Below are 19,746 nucleotides of genomic sequence, written 5' to 3' on the forward strand. Positions count from 1 at the left end.
CTAGCGCGTGACCTCACCGCTCGCCACGCCCATGTGCGCGGCGAGTGCGGGTCGCGTCCGCTTAGCGGAAGTCGAAACTGAAGGCGGCCGTGCTTGCGGCCGGTTCGCGCACCGCAAACGCCACCTGCACCGCCTGGCCCGGCGCAAGCGTGTCCTGCGCGGCCGGCGCCTTGCCCAGATACTCCTGCGGTGTCAGCACGCGGGTACCGATCACCCGTCCGTCGGCATCGGACAACGACAGCTGCAGCCACGGCCAGGCCTGTGCCCAGCGTGCATCGTTGCGGAAACTGGCCTGGACCTGCAGCACTCCCGCCGCGCCGGGCAGCGGACGCACATCGCGGGTGAGCAGGGTCAGCGCGGCCGGTTCGCGCCAGGCCGGCAACGTGCAGCGCGCCAGCGTGCAGGCCGCGCTGACCAGCGGGCGCCAGCGCGCGTTGCCGGCCAGCTGGGCACGGTCGGCAACGACGATCTGCAGCCCCAGCAGCGCCACCAGGCCGATCAACACCGCCCACTGCCGGCCGCTGGCGCGCAGGCGCGGGCGGGCGAACCCCCGGCGTGCAAACGTGGGAGCCGCGACAGCGGGCAGTGGGTGGAACGGCGATGCAGGGGAGGCCGGATCGCCTGCGTCGCTGGTGGCGATGTCGGCCTGTGCGGTGGGGTCGGCCTCGGCAGCGGGGGGGGCCGGGAGATCGGCATCGGGCGCATCGGGCCGGTCTGCGGTACCGACCGCGGCATCCGCAGCGCCGTGCATGCCTGGCGTGCCTGCGACATGGTCCGGTTCGGCGTCTGCATGTGCAGTGCTGGGTTCGTGCGGCGCTGCCGGCGCGCGGCTGGGCTGGTTGGCCGGCAGGCCGGGCACCGGCGCAGCCGGTGCGGAGATGACCGGTGCCGGCGGTGGCGGCACCACCGGCTGTGCGGGTGCGGGCGGCAGCGCGGGCGCCGGCACCGGCACCGGCAATACCTGCTCCGGCGGCTCGGCGGCGGGCACCGTCGGCGTCGGAATTAAGGTCGGCGCGGCGGGCGGGGTTGCCCGCAGGAAGGTGGCCAGCGGGCGGCGCGGTGGCGGGGTCTGGGACATCGGCAGGCGTGCAGCGGGAAGAGCGCTATTCAACCACGCGCGCAGCGGCCGGCGAACCTGGATGCATCAGCCCGGGCAACGCCACGGTGCAGGTGGCAGCGCGCAGTCGCTGCCTGCAGCGACCTCAGCTACCGCATCCGCTCCCTGGCACAACGAGCAGTGCGACAACCACGCTGCCGCTGCCGCTGCCGCCGACTCCCGATTCCCGATTCCCGATTCCCGACTCCCGACTCCCGACTCCCGACTCCCGACTCCCGAATCCCGAATCCCGAATCCCGAATCCCGAATCCCGAATCCCGAATCCCGAAACTCAGCGCCGCCGCCGCGTCTTGCCCTCGGCCAGCAACAGATCCAGCAGCCCGCTGCGCTGGCGCGGTGCCAGGGTGTCGAAGCGGGCCAGCAGCACGCGTTGCTGGTCATCCAGGCGGCGGTACTGGGCAGGTTCTTCGGCGATGGCCGGGACCGGCGGGCCGAACACACGCTCGCCGCGGCCGGTGGCCAGGTATTCGAAGGCCATGCCGCTGCGCCTGGCCAGGCCGATCAGGTTCTCCACCGACGGCGCGGTACCTTCGGCCATTTCCCACTGGGCCACCGCGCTGCGGGTGACGCCCAGCTCGCCGGCCAGGGCTTCCTGGGTCAGCTTGGTGAAGCTGCGGGCTTCGCGTACTCGTTCGTACAGCTTGCTCACACGGCACCGATGGAAGGCAGACGGGGCCGGGAGATATAGCCCTAGCAGCCCTCGGGGATAGTTCGTATAACTTTCATATAGGCATATGTTTGCGATACTGTCGGTGAGACGTCGATGAAGAGATCACAGCGAACTCAAGGAGGAAGTTCATGGTCGAGCCTGTCACTCCGAAATCCCGGCCCACCGGCGATCAATGCCCACCCGCCAGCACGCGGTGGCCCGCCGATTCGCCGCTGGATCCGTCGGTCCAACGCTTCCGCGGGGCGGCCGTCTACCAGGTCTGGCGGCGCGGGCAGGACTGGACCGCCGTCGCCGAGGGCGTGCACTGGTCAGCGGCGCTGGCACCACGGGGCTGGGCGCTGCGTTACCGGTATTGGCCGCTGCTGACGAGCGGGATGCTGCTGGCCACCATCGCCGTGGGAGTGGCGCTCGCTGGCGCGCCGCCGTGGGTAGCAGGCGGCTGGGCCGCGCTGCTGGTGGCCGAGCTCGCGCTGCGCGTGGTCGCCGGGCTGCAGGCCGGGCGCTGGCGCAATCAGGCATTGCAGCGCAGCGGCTGGCAGGCGGTGACCCGCCTGCGCGCGATCAGCGTGAACGATGCGCTGACCACCGCGCAGATCCGCGCCGGCCGGGCGCAGCGGTGAACCCGCCCGGCCGGCTCAGTGGCGGCGGATGCCGTCGATGCGGATCCAGTCTTCTTCGCGTTCGCAGCGCAACTGCTCGAACCACGGCGCGTAGCGCTCCAGCAGTTCGTCTTCCTGCCCCTGCAGGATGCCGGACATCGCAAAGCGTCCACCCGGCGCCACGCGTGCGGCCAGCAGCTCGGCCAGTGCGTCCAGCGACGTCGCCAGAATGTTGGCCACCACCACCGAATAGGTCTGCACCGGCTCATCCTCCGGCATGCAGGCGGTCAGTTGCGCCTGAAGGCCATTGCGCTCGGCATTCTCGGCGGTGGCCAGCAGCGCCTGCGGGTCGTTGTCCACGCCCACCGCGCTGGCCGCGCCCAGCTTGAGCGCGGCCAGCGCCAGGATGCCCGAGCCGCAGCCGAAATCGAGCACGCGCGCATCGCGCAGCACGCCACTGCTGCCCAGGCTGTCGAGCCAGCGCAGACACAGCGCGGTGGTCGGGCTGGCGCCCGAGCCGTAGGCCAGGCCCGGGTCCAGCCGCACCACGGCCGCTTCCGGCGTGCTGGCCGCTTCGGGCAACGCCTGATCCCAGGGCACGATGAAGGTGCGCGTGCCGAACTGCATCGGCTTGAACAGGTCCATCCACGCGCGGATCCAGTCGCTGTCTTCGACCATGCGAAACGACACCTGGCTCCAGTCCAGTTCCGGGTCGAACGCATCCAGCGCGGCCAGGACCTGCAGCGGGTCGCTCTCGCTGTCGAACAGCGCGGTCAACTCCAGCTCCTTCCACAACGGGGTTTCGCCGACGCCCGGTTCCAGGATGGCGTGGCTATTGCTGCCATCGTCGTTGCCGTCGAGCGAGGTCACCGCCAGCGCGCCGACTTCCTCCATGGCGGTCTGGAAACGGGGCTGATCGGCATCGGTGCAGGGCAGGGTCAGTTGAAGAAACGGCATCGTGGCAGTCGGTAACAATGAAGGCGTGCATCGTAGACCATTCGCGCAGGCCGGCTGCCGTGCAGTTGGTCATGCGCCGCGACTGGTAGCGGCGACCCAGCGCGGCGGTTGCGGCGATATGGCCGCGTGTGCCGCTGCCATCTGCGTTGCATCTGCCTCCGGCACTGCGTGCCTACTGCGTGCGACCCAGTCATCTGCGCCCGGCGCTGTTCGTCGCCGCGCGAGCAGCCGTGGCAGCGTTCGCCAGGCCGCGATGGCCCGTGCAACCGGGTGCTAGACTCCGCGCCGTCGCTGCGGGCGTTTCCGCCGCTGGTTGCCGCTGTCATGCCGCTTGCTCGTGCCCGCCATCTCTGGCTGTTGCTCGCTCCCGTCGCGCTTGCGGCGGCGGGCTGGTGGCATGTGCGTGCGCATCCGGCCACGCCAGCCACCACGACCACCGCGCCGGCCACTGCCGTCACGCAGCCGGCCGTCGCCACGCGGCCGGTGCATGCGGCCTTCGAACGTGGCACGGCATTGCGGTTGCGTGATCGCGATGCGGTGGATGCACAGCCGGATCTGTATCGCTACGCGCAGCACCTGCAGCAACGCGTGCAGGCCGGCGATGCGCAGGCCGGCTGGCGCTTGAGCCGGGTCTACGATTACTGCGCACCGTATGCCGCCAGCCCGGCCGGCTATGCCGCCGACAGCGCGTGGATCGCCGCGCACGCCACGCCGGGCGTGGCGGCCATGCATGCCGCGCGCGACCGGGTGGCGCAGCGCTGCGCCGGTTTCGCGCCCAGCGACGGCCTGAGCCCGCGGCTGGTGGCGCAGCAACGCCTGCGCGCGGCGCGCGCCGGCAGCCTGGCCGCCGAGGCCGCCCTGCTCGCGCTGGGCGAACCCCTGCAGGCCACCCCGGCCTACAAGCGCACGCTGGTGCGGCGTGTGCTGGCCTCGCGCGACCCGGAGGCCTATCTGGCCCTGGCACCGGCGATGGGCGCGCGCGCCAGCGGCGATGACAGTCTGGACGGTTATGTGGCCGGCGATCAGTTCGCCGAACTGGCCTGGCAGGTGGCGGCGTGTCGGCTGGGCCTGGACTGCAGTGCCGACAGCACGCTGGTCACCAGTTATTGCGCCAACGCGGGCATCTGCTCGCGCGCCGGCGCGCAGGATTTCGTGTCGTTCGTATTCGACGCCGCGGTGCCGCGGCAGGGAGCAGACAGGGTGGATGAGATGGTCGATACATTGGTGTCCGATCCGGGAGCACAGTCATGAATTACCGTCGGTTGGCGCATGGCGCCAAGTTCTGGTTCTGGGTTGCCCTATTCGTGGCGTATTCGGCCGCGGCGGTGGGCATCGTGATGATCGATACCGCCGATCACCGCTACCAGCCGCTGTCGGTGAAGTCCACCAGCGTCACCGCCGACGAACAGCAGCGACGGCACGGCGCAAGCCAGGTCGCCGCGCTGTACCGCGCGAGCAGCGCCATGCCGTTTTCCACCTTGCCGGCCGGCTCGACCTTTCAGGTGGTCTGGCCGGACGGTTCCACCGAAACCATGACCGTGGTCGACCCGTCATCGGCCAGCGGCATCGTGCCGGTACCGGGCAGCCAGCAGGCGCCTGCGCCGCGGCGTTGAACGGTGCGTATCCGCGCGGACGACGGACGATCTGCGCAGCGGACCCGGCAGCACCCTGGATCCCGTAGGAGCGCACCCGGGCGCGACGAGGTTCCGCCGATAAAGCGCTGTCGCGCCCGGGTGCGCTCCTACGTACAGGTCGACTGGTGGCATGGTTTGCCGGTGTGGGGTGTCGTCCAGCCGCGTGCATGGCCTGCGTGAGGCACTGCCGGCGCGACGCACCGCAACGCAAAAGCACATCGGATCCGGCAATGGCTTTCGGCCTCCAGGCCTCGCACCCGCGGATTGCGTAGGAGCGCACCCGGGCGCGACCGGATCTAGCGATAAAGCCTGGTCGCGCCCGGGTGCGCTCCTGCGCATGACCGGCCGTCGGTGCGACGCAGTCGCGGCGCGATGCACCAGGGTGCAACGAAAAAGCCCGGTTCCCCGGGCTTTTTCGTTGCCATGGCGCTTGCGATCAGGTCAGTGCGATCGACTTGTTCTTGCGCTCGGCCAGGCGCTTTTCCAGGTAGTGGATGTTCTGCCCGCCGGCCTGGAAGCCCTTGTCGCGCATGATGCGCTGCTGCAGCGGGATGTTGGTCTTGATGCCGTCCACCACCATCTCGCTCAACGCCACGCGCATGCGTGCGATCGCGGTTTCGCGATCGGGGCCATGCACGATCAGCTTGCCGATCATCGAGTCGTAGTTCGGCGGCACCTTGTAGCCGGCGTAGATGTGCGTATCCACGCGCACACCCGGGCCACCGGGCGGATGGAAGGCGGTGATCAGGCCCGGGTTGGGCATGAAGGTTTCCGGATCCTCGGCGTTGATGCGGCACTCGATCGCATGCCCGCGCAGCACGATGTCGCTCTGCTTGATGCTGAGCTTGTGGCCGGCGGCGATGCGCAGCTGCTCGCACACCAGGTCGATGCCGGTGATGCGCTCGGTCACCGGATGCTCCACCTGGATACGGGTGTTCATTTCGATGAAGTAGAAACGTCCGCCTTCGAACAGGAATTCGAAGGTGCCCGCGCCGCGGTAGCCGATGCGGATGCACGCATCCACGCAGACCTTGCCGATCTCGTTGCGCAGTTCTTCGGTGATGCCCGGTGCCGGCGCTTCTTCCACCACTTTCTGGTGACGGCGCTGCATCGAGCAATCGCGTTCGCCCAGATGGATCGCACCGCCCTGGCCGTCGGCCAGCACCTGGATTTCCACGTGGCGTGGATTTTCCAGGAACTTCTCCATGTAGACCTGATCGTTGCTGAAAGCGGCCTTGGCTTCGGACTTGGTGGTTTCGATCGCGGCCTTGAGCGCCGCCTCTGAATGCACCACGCGCATGCCGCGCCCGCCGCCGCCGCCGGCGGCCTTGATGATCACCGGGTAGCCGATCTCGCGCGCGATCTTGGTATTGGCGATGATGTCATCGCCGAGCGGGCCGCCCGAGCCGGGCACGCATGGCACGCCGGCGGCCTTCATCGCGCGGATCGCTTCGACCTTGTCGCCCATCAGGCGGATGGTGTCGGCCTTGGGCCCGATGAAGATGAAGCCGGATTCTTCCACGCGCTCGGCAAAGTCGGCGTTTTCCGACAAGAAGCCGTACCCGGGATGGATGGCCTGCGCATCGGTCACCTCGGCCGCGGCGATCAACGCCGGGATGTTGAGGTAACTGTCGCTGGACGCGGCCGGGCCGATACACACCGACTCATCGGCCATGGCGACGTGCTTGAGGTTGCGGTCGACCGTGGAATGCACCGCGACCGTGCGGATGCCGAGCGTGTGGCACGCGCGCAGGATGCGCAGCGCGATTTCACCTCGGTTGGCAATGACGACTTTATCGAGCATGGGAAAAGTTCCGAACGCAGGGTGATGTTCGGGACCCGGGACCCGGGACCCGGGACTCGAAAAAGCAACCGGCTGCAGTTTTCATCGCAGCCCTTGCTCTTCCGGGTCCCGGGTCCCGGGTCCCGGGTCCCGGCAAATCAGTCGATGACAAACAACGGCTGATCGAACTCCACCGGCTGGCCGGTTTCGCCGAGGATGGCGACGACGGTGCCGGAGACGTCGGCTTCGATCGGGTTGAACATCTTCATCGCTTCGATGATCGCCAGGGTGTCGCCGGCCTTGACCGCCTGGCCCACGGTGACGAACGCCGGCTTGTCCGGCGAGGGCGAGGTGTAGAACGTGCCGACCATCGGCGCGCGCAGCACGTGGCCCTCGGGCAGCGCGGCCGCCTGCTTGGCGCCGCCGGTGGAGGCCTCGGTGGGCGACTGCATCGGCATGCTGGCCGCCGCCGCCGGCGCGGCGGCCGGGGCGGGTGCGTACTGCTGCACCGGTGCGCTCATCACCTGGGTGCCCTTGGGCACGCGCGCCAGGCGCACGCTTTCTTCGCCTTCCTTGATCTCGATTTCGGCGAGATTGGATTCTTCGAGCAGGTCGATCAGTTTCTTGATTTTGCGGAGATCCATAAGGGCCTCTTGAGGTGAATCGGTGGAGAGTGCCGGCGGATGCCGGCGGAATGGGGTCAGGCCGTCGGCGTGGTCGCCGAGCCCGGGACGGCAAGGGTCATGGCGCGCGCTCCAGCCGCGCGATCACCGCTTCCAGCGCCAGCCGGTAGCTGTCTGCGCCAAAGCCGCAGATGACGCCGTCGGCCTTGTCGCTGAGGTAGCTGTGGTGACGGAACGGCTCGCGCGCATGCGGATTGGACAGATGGATTTCCACGAACGGCAGGCCCACACCCAGCAGCGCGTCGCGCAGCGCCACCGAGGTGTGGGTGAAGGCGGCCGGGTTGATCAGGATGTAGGCGGTGCCGTCCTCGCGCGCGGCGTGGATGCGCTCCACCAGCACGTGCTCGGCGTTGGATTGCAGGCAGGCCAGCGCATGCCCGGCGGCCTGCGCACGGTCCACCAGGGCCGCATCGATCTGCGCCAGCGTGGTGCGCCCATAGACCTCCGGCTCGCGGGTACCGAGCAGGTTGAGGTTGGGGCCGTGCAACAGCAGCAGGTGGGCCATGACATCCAGCGCAGCGGAAAGGCCGGAAGTCTGCGCGATGCTGGCGATGCTGTCCAGATAGCAGAAGTTATAGCTGTTTTAAACGATCGATTGAATTTCTGCGGCGTGCGCGTGCCGCGCCAGTGGCGGCGGGCATTGGCGCCCGCAAGGGCAGTTGCACCGGGCCCGACACCTGCACCGGAGCGAGGCTGGCGGCGGCAGCCTGTATTCATGATTGTCACGCCGTTGCGCGCTGATGACAGCCAGGCAATCGCACCGCGGCCGTCACACCCGCATCGTCTCCTGCCGCATGTCGGCGTTCTGTGCCCGTGCAGCAGTCCGCTCGTCTCCGGTGATGCGGCTACAAGCTCCGGTGTCCACGCAGGGCGTCGCTCGTATCGCCCCCATCTTGCGCGCGTGCCCTGGGTGGACGCGGTCGTCGCGGGTGGAGGTTGCGATCATCGTGGGAGGGTAGGACGTGCCCGGATCGAACAGATGGTAGGGAGAGAAGGTGCGGATGAACGCCCAGTCGGCAGTGTCCGGGTTGCCGTACTCTTCCATCCACGACGCGCCGGCCAGCAATTGGCTGTAGCGCCGCATGTCCAGCAGCGGCGACTCGATCACCACGGCGTCGAACAGCTGCGGGTACTGGACCAGCATGTTGCCGGCCATCAGTCCGCCGTTGCTGCCGCCGTGCACGGCCAGGTGGCTGGCGGACGTGACCTTGCGCGCAATCAGGTCCTGCGCAATCGCGGCCATGTCTTCGACACTGCATCCGGCGTGCCGATGGCAAGAAGATGCGCTGCCATTGCAGGCGTCGCTGCGGCCAATGGCCAGCCACTCGCATGAGGCGCATCAACGCGGCAGGTGCGCATGGCGGTCGCAACGGCGCTGCGTGGTCGTCGGCAATCGGCAGTCGGCAATGCGTGTCAGTTGCCAGCAGCGGCCAGCGCGCTACGCACCGGCATCACGTGCCAACGTAAGCCGGGCCGGCGCACGCAAACGCCACGCGTGCCCGCCCACGCCGTGGCACGCTCAGGCAGCGTGCCTGCGCAAGCCGCCGCCTCAGCGCGCTGCGCGTAGCAGCGCGTCCTCGGTGATCGCGCCGGTCAACACCGTGGGCAGGATCGCCGGCGGGGCACCGGGGCCGTACACCACGTAAAGCGGCACGCCCACGGCCTGGTGCTGGTCGAGGAAGGTGCTGATGGCCGGGTCGACGTTGGTCCAGTCGCCTTTCATGTAGACCGCATCGACGCGGCGCAGGGCGTCGCGGAATTCGGCACTGCTCAGCACGTTCTTTTCGTTGGCCTTGCAGGTCACGCACCAGTCGGCGGTCATGTTGACGAACACCACGCGGTTGTCGGCGCGCAGGCGGTCCAGCAATTGCGGCGAGAACGCCACCACGCCTTCGCTGGCGGCGGTGGCCGCCGGCAGCCGCAGACGGGTGACGCCGACCACCGGCACGATGGCCAGCACCAGCATCACCGCCGCCAGGCGCATGCCGGTACGATGGCTGTTCCAGCGGCTGCGCTCGAAGCACCACAGGCCCAGCGCCAGCAGGGTGGCGCCGACCAGCATCAACGCCAGCGCATCCACCCCGCGCTGCTTGCCCAGCACCCACAGCAGCCAGATCGCGGTGAGATACATCGGGAACGCCAGCACCTGCTTGAGCGTCTCCATCCATGCACCGGGCGTGGGCAGCCGCCGCGCCAGCGACGGGACGAAGCCGATCAGCAGGAACGGCAGCGCCAGGCCCAGGCCCAGCGCCAGGAACACCAGCATCGCCAGCAGCGCCGGCGCGGTGAACGCATAGGCCAGCGCGGTGCCCATGAACGGGGCGATGCAGGGGCTGGCGACCACGCAGGCCAGCACGCCGGTGAAGAAGTCGCCCAGCGGCCCGTTGCGCGCGGCCAGCGACTGGCCGATGCCGCCCAGGTTGCTGCCCAGCGTGAACACCCCCGACAGGCTCAGGCCCACCGCGAACATCAGATACGCCAGCGCCGCCACGAACCAGGGCTGCTGCAGCTGGAAGCCCCAGCCGGCCGCCTGGCCGGCCGCGCGCAGGCCGATCACCAGCCCGCCGATGGCGGCAAACGACACCAGTACGCCCAGCGAATACCAGATGGCATGGCTGCGCGCATGGCTGCGGCTCTCGCCGCTGTGCGCCAGCCCCAGCACTTTCAGCGACAGGATCGGCAGCACGCAGGGCATGAGGTTCAGCACCAGCCCGCCGAGCAGGGCCAGCGCCAGCATCGCCAGCAGGCCCTTGTCCGTATGTGGCGGCTGGGTGCGCTGCGGATTGTCGGCCGCGGCACTGGCAGCCGGCGGCGCCGCAGAGGCGCTGGCTTGGGCGGGCGCGGGGTCGGCAGGCGCCTGCCCGGCGGCCAGCGGCGAGATCATCAGCGGCGCGGCCTGCGCCTGGTTTTGCGGCGAGACCGTGCCGGCAGGCAGGTCGAGCGCCACGCGGCGGGTCATCGGCGGGTAGCAGATGCCGTCGGTCTGGCAGCCCTGGAAGGTGGCCACCAGGGTCACGTGCGCCGGCTCGGCGCGTTCGCGCAACAGCGGCAGGGTGACTTCGGCCTGGTCGAAATACACCACCACGTCGCCGAAATGTTCGTCGCGGTGGGTCTTGCCCTGCGGCCAGCGCGGCAGCCCGGGGCGCACGCCGGTGCTGCCTTCCACGGCCAGCGAGGTGCGGTCGCGGTAGAGGTAATAGCCCGGTGCCGGGGTAAAGCGCAGCAGCAGGCTGTTGCCGTCGCCGACGATGGCCTCGAAGGTGAAGGCCTGCTCGGCCGGCAGCGGCAGCGCGTCCACGCCGGCGGCCTGGCCGGTGGCGCCGAACAGGCGCGGACTCGACGCGCCGCGCGGCACCAGCGCGCCCAGGTTTTCGCGTTGCGGTGCGGCGGTGGTCGCGCCAGCGGCCGCTGCCTCGGGCAGCGCGACGCGGATCTCGCGCCGCTGCGGCGGGTAGCACACTCCGGCATCGGCGCAGCCCTGGTATTGCACCTGCAGGACCGCCGTTTTCAGGGCCGGCTCGGCCCTGCCGGCCAGGGTGGCCTGCAACTGCTTGCGGTAGGTCTGCACCTGGCCGAAGAACTCGTCGTGCTTGCTCTCGCCTTCCGGCAGCGCCAGTTCGCCAACGGAAAAGCCCTGACCGGATTTGACGCTGATGCGATGGCGATACAGGTAGTAGCCCGGCGCGATCTTCCAGTTCAGAGCGATGCTGCCGCGGCTGTCGGCCTGGGCAGTCAGCGCGAATGCCTGGTCCACCGGCAGCAGGTCGGCCTCGCTGACCGCCTGCGCGGGTGGCGCCACCAGCGCCAGCGGCGCGGCGAACAAGGGCGCGGCCAGCAGCGCGCAGCGGGCGATCCAGCGGGGCAGAGACTTCATGGACGTCAGGATTCCTTGCGGGTGTCGGCCCGGACCCAATCGAGGTAGGCCGGCAGCCCGGCGCTGGCTTGGACAGCAACCGCCTCCGGCAGTTCATACGGATGCAAGGCCTGAAGCCGCGCGATGGCGTCGGGCAGGCGGTCTTCCCAGGTCTTGATCAGCAACTGCACTTCCGTGCTGCGCTCGATGGCGCCGTTCCAGCGGTACAGCGATTGCGCGCCGGGCAACTGGGTGACGCAGGCCGCCAGGCGCTCGTCCAGCAAGGCGTGCGCGATGCGGTCGGCGCTGTCGGCATCCGGGCAGGTGCTGAACAACAGATGGAGGGAAGAGGCGCTCATTGCAGCTGCGCAGTGTAATGCCCCGCCTGCGGTGGATCGACCGCCGATTCCGGAACAGGGCGTCAACTTCGCTGCCTTCGCAGTGCCGGTGGGCAGGGCGGCCGTGCGGGGTGCAGCTTCGCAGTGAGGCCGACAGAGCACCTGCCACACTGCGCCGGCCTTGCCGTGGCGCGTAGCGCGGGCCGGATGCGAAGCCCGGCCGACAACGGTTGGGAGAGCGTTGCGCCGGTGACCCGGCGGTCACCTCGCCCAGCGCGAGGAGACCGGGGGCGTTGGCCAGGCGATCTTGAAAGCGTGCATGTCGGTGCGGAGGCGACGCATCGCCACGCCCTGCGGTAGTCAGCAGCGCCGGATCCGATCGAGGGCGTGTCGCCTGCTGCGACCCACGCCGTCGGCACCGGCGCCTGGCCGCCATCAGGTGCCGTACGTTTTCCGCGTGACCCAACCCCACCGGCCCGACGCATCACGCGCCGGGCCGGTGCAGCTCAGTTCGCCAGCTGGCAGCTGGCCGGCTTGGCCGAAGTGAACAGGCCGGCAGTGGCCCATTCGGGATGATCCACGAACGGGTTGCGGTTGCCCTGGAAGCTGAAGATCACCTGGTTGCGGGCACGTTCGGCATCGTCCGGCGGGTCGGCCTGGTGCCAGGCCAGCAGCGTGGACAGCAGGCCCATGTACGCGGGCGAAGACGAGGTCTGCACGATCCGGCTGCGGTCGTCGGTGAGCTCCAGGTCCGGCTCGGACTGCCCGGTGGCTGCATCGGTGCCGCCTTCGTAGCGAATGGCCATGTACATCACCGCACGCGCCATGTCGCCCTTGCGCCGGCCCCACACTTCGAAGGTGCCACCGTTGCCGTCGGGCGTGCGCACCCAGTTGGAATTGCCCGGATAGCGCCCGCTGCCGCCGCCACTGCCGTCGTTGACCTCGGTCACCCGCTCACCGCAGCTGCTGGTGCAGGCGGCATAGGGCTTGTTGCCGCGGTCGGCGTTGAAGGTGGTGTCGGTCAGGTACAGCATGTGGGTGTCGGTGTAGGGCGCATACGGCAGGCCGCGGTCGCCGGTGGCGCTGCCGAAGCCCAGCGAGTTGGGCCAGGTGTGCTCGCGGTTGTAGGTCAGCCCGCTGCCGGTACCGGCCCGGTCGCTGACCTTGGCGTAGCTGCGGTTGCGGTAGGCGTCCAGGATGCGGCCGCTGTTGTTGGGGTCCTCGTCGGCCATCTCCAGGATGGTCCAGGTGTTTGTGCCGGTGCCGCTGTAGGGGTAGACCGTGTGGCCGCGGATGGTGGCGTTGAGCGAGCAGCGCAGCTGGCTGGGGCTGGTGGTGTTCACCCGCGAGTAGTAGCCGGTGGCGCCGCCGCTGGCGGTGGCCACGGTGAAGGCGATGGACTGGCCGGCCGCCGGGCTCAGGCCGCTGGCATCGCGGATGGCGCTGGCGATGATGGCCAGGGTGCAGCGCTCGCCGCCGACCAAGGCGGTGTTGGTGGACAGGGTGAAACGGGTGCCCGTCGTTGCGTAGCTCAGTGCCACGTTGCCGGAACTGGCGCAGCTCAGCGCGAACGCGCCGCTGCTCAACGTCACCGCTTCGCTGAAGCCCACCGCCAGGTCGCCGGCCGCCGGGAAGCCGGTGGCGCCCTGGCTCGGCGTGGTGCTGGTGATCGTCGGCGCACCGGTGGTGCCGCCACCGCCGCCGCCGCCGTTGAAGGTCTGGCCGCGGTTGCAGGCGCCGAAGGTCTGCGCCGCCGAGCCGGCCCAGCTGAAGTTGGCTGCCGCGCTGCCGGTGCCGGTGAGTTGCAGCGAACTGCCGACCGCGCTGCTGTTGCTCTCGCTGACCGGCAGGTTCTGGCTGGTGACCCCGGCCGCCGGGCCGCCGCTGCCGGTGATGGCGCCTTCGTAGCTGAGGAACTGCACCAGTTGCCCGTTGGGGTCGACCAGCGCCACGCCGTCGTTGGGCCCGTTCTGCACGCCGTTGCTGGCGTAGCTCACGGTGGCCAGGCGGACCTGGCTGCCGCAGCTGACCAGGCTGCCGGCCGGCACCGCGGTGTTGGCGTAGACCGTCGCCGCACTCGGGGCGCTGCCGTTGTACAGATAGATGCGGTAGCCGCTCAGCGATTCGCCGGCGGTGGCCACCACTTCCACGCCTTCGCCGCTGTCGCCGGAGGCGCCTGCGTCGTCGTAGTGCAGCTCGTTGATGAAGACCGCCGCATGGGCGGCGGTGGCGCTCAGCGCGAACGCGCAGGCCAGGGGCAGGGTGCAACGCAGGGACACAACACGGGACGGCAACCTCATCGACAGCTCCTTGTGATCGGGAATGCGATCCCGACTGTAGAGCGTGCGCATGACAAACGGTGGAACCTGGTTCCATTTCTAGCGTGTGGCTGGATGCGCGCCTGGTAATGAGCGGGCGCCGCAGTCGTCCTGGCCCCCGGATGAGACCGGGTGGACGAAAAATTTTTTACGCCCAGCCCTTGAAAGCCGCTCGCCCAGCACAATCTCTGGCCCGCACCCGCTCTGTCGGGTTTTTTCCGCGCGCTGTGCTGGCAGTCGTCATGTGCGAGTGCTAACATCGCCGATAATTTCCAGACCAATCAAACACTTAAGAGGGTCTTTCTCTATGAGCATCAAGCCGCTTCACGACCGCGTTGTAGTCAAGCCGATCGAAGCCGACGAAGTTTCCGCCGGCGGCATCGTGATCCCGGACTCCGCCAAGGAAAAGTCCACCAAGGGTGAAGTCGTCGCCATCGGCGCCGGCAAGCCCCTGGACAACGGCAGCCTGCGCGCGCCGGTGGTCAAGGTTGGCGACAAGGTCATCTACGGCCAGTACGCCGGCAGCAGCTACAAGTCCGAAGGCGTCGAGTACAAGGTGCTGCGCGAAGACGACATTCTGGCCGTCATCGGCTGAAGCCGTTGACGGCGGGATTCGGGAGTCGAGATTCGGGATTGGTCAGTGCGCTTTGCGCAGCTGATCCCGCATCCCCCCGGAACCCGCTCTAGCCAATCCCCAATCCCCAATTTCAAATCCCGGAGTTTCAGACAATGGCTGCTAAAGACATTCGTTTCGGTGAAGACGCACGTACCCGCATGGTCCGTGGCGTCAACGTGCTTGCCAATGCCGTGAAGGCAACCCTGGGCCCGAAGGGCCGCAACGTCGTGCTCGAGAAGAGCTTCGGCGCGCCGACCATCACCAAGGACGGCGTCTCCGTCGCCAAGGAAATCGAACTGGCTGACAAGTTCGAGAACATGGGCGCGCAGATGGTCAAGGAAGTCGCTTCCAAGACCAACGACAACGCCGGCGACGGCACCACCACCGCCACCGTGCTGGCCCAGGCCCTGATCCGCGAAGGCGCCAAGGCCGTGGCCGCCGGCATGAACCCGATGGACCTCAAGCGCGGTATCGACCAGGCCGTCAAGGCCGCCGTCGCCGAGCTGAAGAACATCTCCAAGCCCACCACCGACGACAAGGCGATTGCCCAGGTCGGCACCATCTCGGCCAACTCGGACGAGTCGATCGGCAACATCATTGCCGAAGCGATGCAGAAGGTCGGCAAGGAAGGCGTGATCACCGTTGAAGAAGGCTCGGGCCTGGAAAACGAGCTGGACGTGGTCGAGGGCATGCAGTTCGATCGCGGCTACCTCTCCCCGTACTTCATCAACAACCAGCAGAGCCAGTCGGCCGACCTGGACGACCCGTTCATCCTGCTGCACGACAAGAAGATCTCCAATGTCCGTGACCTGCTGCCCGTGCTGGAAGGCGTGGCCAAGGCCGGCAAGCCGCTGCTGATCGTGGCTGAAGAAGTCGAAGGCGAAGCGCTGGCGACCCTGGTGGTCAACACCATCCGCGGCATCGTCAAGGTCGTGGCCGTCAAGGCACCGGGCTTCGGCGACCGTCGCAAGGCGATGCTGGAAGACATGGCCGTGCTGACCGGCGGCACCGTGATCTCCGAGGAAGTGGGCCTGGCGCTCGAGAAGGCGACCATCAAGGACCTGGGCCGCGCCAAGAAGGTGCAGGTTTCCAAGGAAAACACCACGATCATCGATGGCGCCGGCGATTCGGCCGCGATCGAGTCGCGCGTCGGCCAGATCAAGACCCAGATCGAAGACACCTCGTCCGATTACGACCGTGAGAAGCTGCAGGAGCGCGTGGCCAAGCTTGCCGGTGGCGTTGCAGTGATCAAGGTCGGCGCGTCGACCGAAATCGAAATGAAGGAAAAGAAGGCCCGCGTCGAAGACGCCCTGCACGCCACCCGTGCAGCCGTCGAAGAAGGCGTGGTCCCGGGCGGCGGCGTGGCCCTGGTGCGTGCGCTGGTGGCCGTCGGCAACCTGACCGGTGCCAACGAAGACCAGACCCACGGCATCCAGATCGCCCTGCGCGCCATGGAAGCTCCGCTGCGCGAAATCGTGGCCAATGCCGGCGAAGAGCCGTCCGTGATCCTGAACAAGGTCAAGGAAGGCACCGGTAACTACGGCTACAACGCGGCCAACGGCGAGTTCGGCGACATGGTGCAGTTCGGCATCCTGGATCCGACCAAGGTCACCCGTTCGGCGCTGCAGAACGCAGCCTCGATCGCCGGCCTGATGATCACCACCGAAGCCATGGTGGCCGATGCACCGAAGAAGGACGAGCCGGCGATGCCGGCCGGCGGTGGCATGGGCGGCATGGGCGGCATGGATTTCTGATCCACGCCATTCGGCTGTTGCAGCACAAAAGGACCCCGCCGCAAGGCGGGGTCCTTTTGTGTCTGGTCGTGGATGCCACACGAGGCGATCGTCGATTGGTCGTGCCTGGTCCACGCAACCCCATGACCCCGTAGGAGTGCACCCGGGCGCGACGGGGCGTTTACCGGGAATGCCCAGTCGCGCCCGGGTGCGCTCCACGCAGGGTCGACGCGGCCCGCGCAGCCAGATCGCGGCCCCAACCGTGTTCACCATCGCAAAAGCCCGCAGATCGCGACGCCAATCACACTTAAATGACAACCTGTTGACACCGATGTCATCGCAGTTCTAGCGTCGTTGGGCAGGCGTTTGCGCCGAGCGGTCGGGGGGCCATCGGACAAGGGGCAGCGGTGCATGCATCGCTGGCGGACGTCGTTGCAGTGCACTGCCACGCCGGCCACGTCCGGCTTCTCCCGGGGATCTTATGAACTGCCGCAGTCATCGTCTTGCCTTGTCGATTTCCGTGTCCTTAGCGCTGACGGCTGCCGTCGCGCCACCGCTCATGGCCCAGCAAACCGAGCCGGATACACCGCGCGCCACCTCCACCCTGGATGCGGTCAGCGTCACCGGTTCGCGCATCAAGCGCGCGCAGGTCGAGGGCGCCCAGCCAGTGGTCACCATCTCGGCGCAGCAGATCCAGCAGGAAGGGTTTGCCACTGTCTACGACGTGCTCAACAGCATGAATCAGCAAGGCTCGGTGGAAGCCGATACGCAGTGGGGTTCGCACACGCCCAATGCTTCGCCGATCAATCTGCGCGACCTCGGCCCGGGCCGCACCCTGCTGCTGGTCAATGGCCACCGCGTGGCCGATTACCCGCTGCCGTACGGCGGCGAAAGCAACTTTTCCAACTACAGCAATATTCCCTCCGCAGCGGTGGAGCGCATCGACATCCTCACCGGTGGCGCATCGGCCATTTACGGCTCCGACGCGGTGGCCGGCGTGATCAACGTGATCCTCAAGCGCGACTACCAGGGCGACCAGGTGCGCCTGCGCGGCGGCACCGCCACCGAAGGGGGGCGCGACAGTTTCGACGTGTCCTGGGCAGGCGGGCGCACCGGCGAGAACTGGAGCCTGACCTACGCGCTGCAGGCCACCCGGCGCGATCCGTTGAGCGGGCGCGATCGCCCGCAGATGGACGACTCCGACGACATGTCCTATTCCAACTGGACCGGCCAGAACCGTCGCTACGGCTTCAACCCGTTCACCGGCCTGAGCCTGGTCGACGCCAATACCAACGAACGCCTGGCGCCACCTGCCGGCACCTGCGCGCGCTTCGGCGGCGAGTTCATCGACGGGCAACGGCTGAGCTACGACCAGAACATCGGGGTCGTCACCAATGCGGGCGATTATTGCGGCGTGGCGCGCGACTACGGCGACTGGGGCCTGGTGACCGGCAGCGAGGATTATTCGGCGTATCTCTACGGCACCTGGAAGTTCGGCGAGGCCACCGAAGCCTGGGCCACGCTCTCGGCCAACCGCAGCATCGGCCGTTGGACCTACGACCCGCCGTATGCCTATCTGGGCCCGTTTCAGGATGCGGCCACTGGTCGCTCGTTGAACCTGATCCGTCAGCTCACCCGGCGCGAAGCCGGCGGCTGGGACCGGCTGGCCAACTACAACAAGGAGCAGTCCTGGGATCTGAGCGCCGGTTTGCGCGGCGTGTGGGCCGACCGCTTCGATTGGGAGCTGAGCGTGGGCCGCTCGCGCTACACGGTGGACGAATACGTACGCACCGTGGATACCGCACGTGCCACTGACTATTTCCTCGGCAGCCCCACCGGCACGGCCGCCGATGGCGCGCCGATCTATGCGATCAACGAAGCGCGGCTGTACTCGCCGTTGTCGTCGAACCAGTACGACGACCTGGTGGCCAAGTCGCACAACTCGGCGTATTCGTGGGTCAATCAAGCCAGTTTCAGCTTGAGCGGCGATGTGGTGCAGGGCTGGGCCGGGCCGATCCGCTTTGCCACCGTGGCCGAAGTCGCCAAGCAGGGCTATCAACTCTCGCCGGACCCGTGCGCCAACGAGTGCTACCCGGTGGACGTGGTGGACAACGGCGGCGGTGAACGCATGCGCAGCTCGGCCGGGCTGGAATTCCAGATTCCGTTGCTCTCCACATTGAGCGCGAATGTGGCCGGCCGTTACGACCGCTACGGCAACTACCGCTCGTCTGCCGCGATTCCGACCGATGTCGGCACGCAGAGCGACACCACCTGGAGCGCGGGCCTGGAATGGCGGCCGGTGGAGAGCCTGCTGGTGCGCAGCACCGTGGCCACCAGCTTCCGCGCACCGGACATGCACTACGTGCTGGGCGAACCCAGTTCCACCAACCAAACCGTGATCGACCAGTATCGCTGCATTTCTTCCGGCGCCTACCTCACCGGCGGCTGCAACGACGAGAACAACAACATCTTCTACACCGTTGATGTGAACCGTCGCGGCACCCCGGATCTGCGCTCGGAAACCGGCCGCTCGTTCACCGGTGGCGTGGTGTGGGACATCGCCCAAGGGTTGTCGTTGAGCGTGGATTACTACCGCATCCAGCTGGAGGAAATGATCAAGGACCTGGGCCGCGACGAGATCCTGTCGGCCGAAGCCGGCTGCCGCACCGGCACCACCATCAGTGGTGGCGCCTGGAATAATCCGGGCGGCGCGGGCTATTGCGACACCATCACCTCGCGGGTGACGCGCAATGCCGACGGCACCCTGGCCAGCATCGAGCGCGGTCCGATCAACCTGGCGCAGATGGAAACCTCCGGCATCGATGCCGCGCTGAAATACCGCCTTGCCACTGCAGGCTGGGGCAACTTCCAGCTGTCGCTGGACTACAACAATCTGATCGCCTACCGCGAGCAGATCTACCGCACCGACAGCGACGAAAACCGCCGCGACGAACGCGTGCGCAGCCGTGTGCGCGGCAGCGTGCATTGGGACAACGGCGGCGCCTGGGACTGGACGGTGTACTTCCGCCGGCTCGGCTCGATGCGCGCCGTCAACTGGGGCACCTGCGCCCGCTTCGACGACGGCTATCAACCCAGCGCCTCCGACGAGTGCCTGGTGACCGATACCGCCAACGTGCATCTGGGCGAAACCAGCAAACGCTACTTCGGCCGCGTGGGCCCGGCGATCTACTGGAACCTGAGCACCGGCTACAAGATCACCGACCACGCCAAGGTCAATTTCTACGTCAACAATGTGTTCAACGAAGTGGGCTACGAAAACAAGGAGCGCTTCTACGGCTACGGCTTCTACAACACCACCTTGTTCAATCCCATCGGCCGTGAAGTGGCGGCGGAGTACGTGTTTACGTTTTGAGTGAGGTTTGCCGCGTGGCACGCCACGGCCTCGTTGCCGTGGCGTGCAGCGGCGCGTCGCGGTGGCATGCTT

At 68.0% G+C, this 19,746-nt stretch carries 15 protein-coding genes and 1 pseudogene; 6 read left to right on the forward strand and 10 right to left on the reverse strand.

Going from position 1 to position 19,746, the window contains the following annotated elements; all coding sequences use genetic code 11:
* Positions 1 to 61: 61 nt before the first annotated feature.
* A complete protein-coding gene (locus tag ACCQ10_RS02880) occupies positions 62 to 1,078 on the reverse strand; it encodes a DUF3426 domain-containing protein (RefSeq protein ID WP_372362154.1) in 1,017 nt (338 codons plus the stop codon).
* 310 nt (positions 1,079 to 1,388) lie between these two features.
* Complete coding sequence (locus ACCQ10_RS02885) at positions 1,389 to 1,766, reverse strand: helix-turn-helix transcriptional regulator (protein ID WP_039564907.1); 378 nt, start codon at positions 1,764 to 1,766, stop codon at positions 1,389 to 1,391.
* Between the two features lie 149 nt (positions 1,767 to 1,915).
* On the opposite strand from ACCQ10_RS02885, the gene ACCQ10_RS02890 reads away from it, so the two are divergent.
* Positions 1,916 to 2,407: a hypothetical protein gene (locus ACCQ10_RS02890; RefSeq protein ID WP_372362155.1), complete on the forward strand. Its 492-nt coding sequence runs from the start codon at positions 1,916 to 1,918 to the stop codon at positions 2,405 to 2,407.
* Positions 2,408 to 2,422: 15 nt separating this feature from the next.
* Here ACCQ10_RS02890 and prmA read toward each other — a convergent pair whose 3' ends face one another.
* Entirely contained in the window at positions 2,423 to 3,343 is a 921-nt protein-coding gene (gene prmA / locus ACCQ10_RS02895; RefSeq protein ID WP_372362156.1) for a 50S ribosomal protein L11 methyltransferase, read from the reverse strand.
* A gap of 324 nt (positions 3,344 to 3,667) precedes the next feature.
* On the opposite strand from prmA, the gene ACCQ10_RS02900 reads away from it, so the two are divergent.
* Both ACCQ10_RS02900 and ACCQ10_RS02905 read left to right on the forward strand, forming a co-directional pair.
* Positions 3,668 to 4,594: a hypothetical protein gene (locus tag ACCQ10_RS02900; protein WP_372362157.1), complete on the forward strand. Its 927-nt coding sequence runs from the start codon at positions 3,668 to 3,670 to the stop codon at positions 4,592 to 4,594.
* On the forward strand, positions 4,591 to 4,956 hold the full coding sequence (locus ACCQ10_RS02905) for a hypothetical protein (RefSeq protein ID WP_039405049.1): 366 nt from the start codon (positions 4,591 to 4,593) through the stop codon (positions 4,954 to 4,956). The genes ACCQ10_RS02900 and ACCQ10_RS02905 overlap by 4 nt, the downstream gene beginning before the upstream one ends.
* Positions 4,957 to 5,413: 457 nt before the next feature.
* Here the strand turns inward: ACCQ10_RS02905 and accC are convergent, their stop codons facing one another.
* The 7 genes and pseudogenes from accC to ACCQ10_RS02940 form a co-directional block, all read right to left on the reverse strand.
* Complete coding sequence (gene accC, locus ACCQ10_RS02910; protein WP_372362158.1) at positions 5,414 to 6,781, reverse strand: acetyl-CoA carboxylase biotin carboxylase subunit; 1,368 nt, start codon at positions 6,779 to 6,781, stop codon at positions 5,414 to 5,416.
* A 137-nt stretch (positions 6,782 to 6,918) separates the two neighbouring features.
* Complete coding sequence (gene accB / locus ACCQ10_RS02915; RefSeq protein WP_372362159.1) at positions 6,919 to 7,404, reverse strand: acetyl-CoA carboxylase biotin carboxyl carrier protein; 486 nt, start codon at positions 7,402 to 7,404, stop codon at positions 6,919 to 6,921.
* 97 nt (positions 7,405 to 7,501) lie between these two features.
* Positions 7,502 to 7,948 (reverse strand): type II 3-dehydroquinate dehydratase, encoded by a 447-nt coding sequence (gene aroQ, locus ACCQ10_RS02920; RefSeq protein WP_349776623.1) that lies wholly within the window; start codon positions 7,946 to 7,948, stop codon positions 7,502 to 7,504.
* A 377-nt stretch (positions 7,949 to 8,325) separates the two neighbouring features.
* Positions 8,326 to 8,692 (reverse strand): annotated as a pseudogene (locus ACCQ10_RS02925) (prolyl oligopeptidase family serine peptidase); the annotation flags it as partial.
* Positions 8,693 to 8,992: 300 nt separating this feature from the next.
* A complete protein-coding gene (locus tag ACCQ10_RS02930; RefSeq protein ID WP_372362160.1) occupies positions 8,993 to 11,317 on the reverse strand; it encodes a protein-disulfide reductase DsbD family protein in 2,325 nt (774 codons plus the stop codon).
* A 5-nt stretch (positions 11,318 to 11,322) separates the two neighbouring features.
* The gene (cutA, locus tag ACCQ10_RS02935) at positions 11,323 to 11,655 is read right to left on the reverse strand and encodes a divalent-cation tolerance protein CutA (RefSeq protein WP_039405072.1); all 333 of its coding nucleotides are present in this window, start codon (positions 11,653 to 11,655) and stop codon (positions 11,323 to 11,325) included.
* Positions 11,656 to 12,140: 485 nt separating this feature from the next.
* Entirely contained in the window at positions 12,141 to 13,934 is a 1,794-nt protein-coding gene (locus tag ACCQ10_RS02940) for an endonuclease (RefSeq protein WP_372362161.1), read from the reverse strand.
* Between the two features lie 325 nt (positions 13,935 to 14,259).
* Between ACCQ10_RS02940 and ACCQ10_RS02945 the strand changes: the two genes are divergently transcribed.
* The 3 genes from ACCQ10_RS02945 to ACCQ10_RS02955 all read left to right on the forward strand — a co-directional run bounded on the left by ACCQ10_RS02945 (position 14,260) and on the right by ACCQ10_RS02955 (position 19,674).
* Positions 14,260 to 14,547 carry a co-chaperone GroES gene (locus ACCQ10_RS02945; protein WP_003483210.1) on the forward strand — a complete coding sequence of 96 codons (288 nt, stop codon included), beginning with the start codon at positions 14,260 to 14,262 and terminating at the stop codon, positions 14,545 to 14,547.
* Positions 14,548 to 14,681: 134 nt separating this feature from the next.
* Positions 14,682 to 16,322: a chaperonin GroEL gene (groL, locus tag ACCQ10_RS02950; RefSeq protein ID WP_039405128.1), complete on the forward strand. Its 1,641-nt coding sequence runs from the start codon at positions 14,682 to 14,684 to the stop codon at positions 16,320 to 16,322.
* A gap of 538 nt (positions 16,323 to 16,860) precedes the next feature.
* On the forward strand, positions 16,861 to 19,674 hold the full coding sequence (locus ACCQ10_RS02955; RefSeq protein WP_372362162.1) for a TonB-dependent receptor plug domain-containing protein: 2,814 nt from the start codon (positions 16,861 to 16,863) through the stop codon (positions 19,672 to 19,674).
* Positions 19,675 to 19,746: the final 72 nt, after the last annotated feature.

Origin of the sequence: Xanthomonas sp. NCPPB 1325, from assembly GCF_041477645.2 — a bacterium.
Classification (GTDB): domain Bacteria; phylum Pseudomonadota; class Gammaproteobacteria; order Xanthomonadales; family Xanthomonadaceae; genus Xanthomonas; species Xanthomonas cannabis.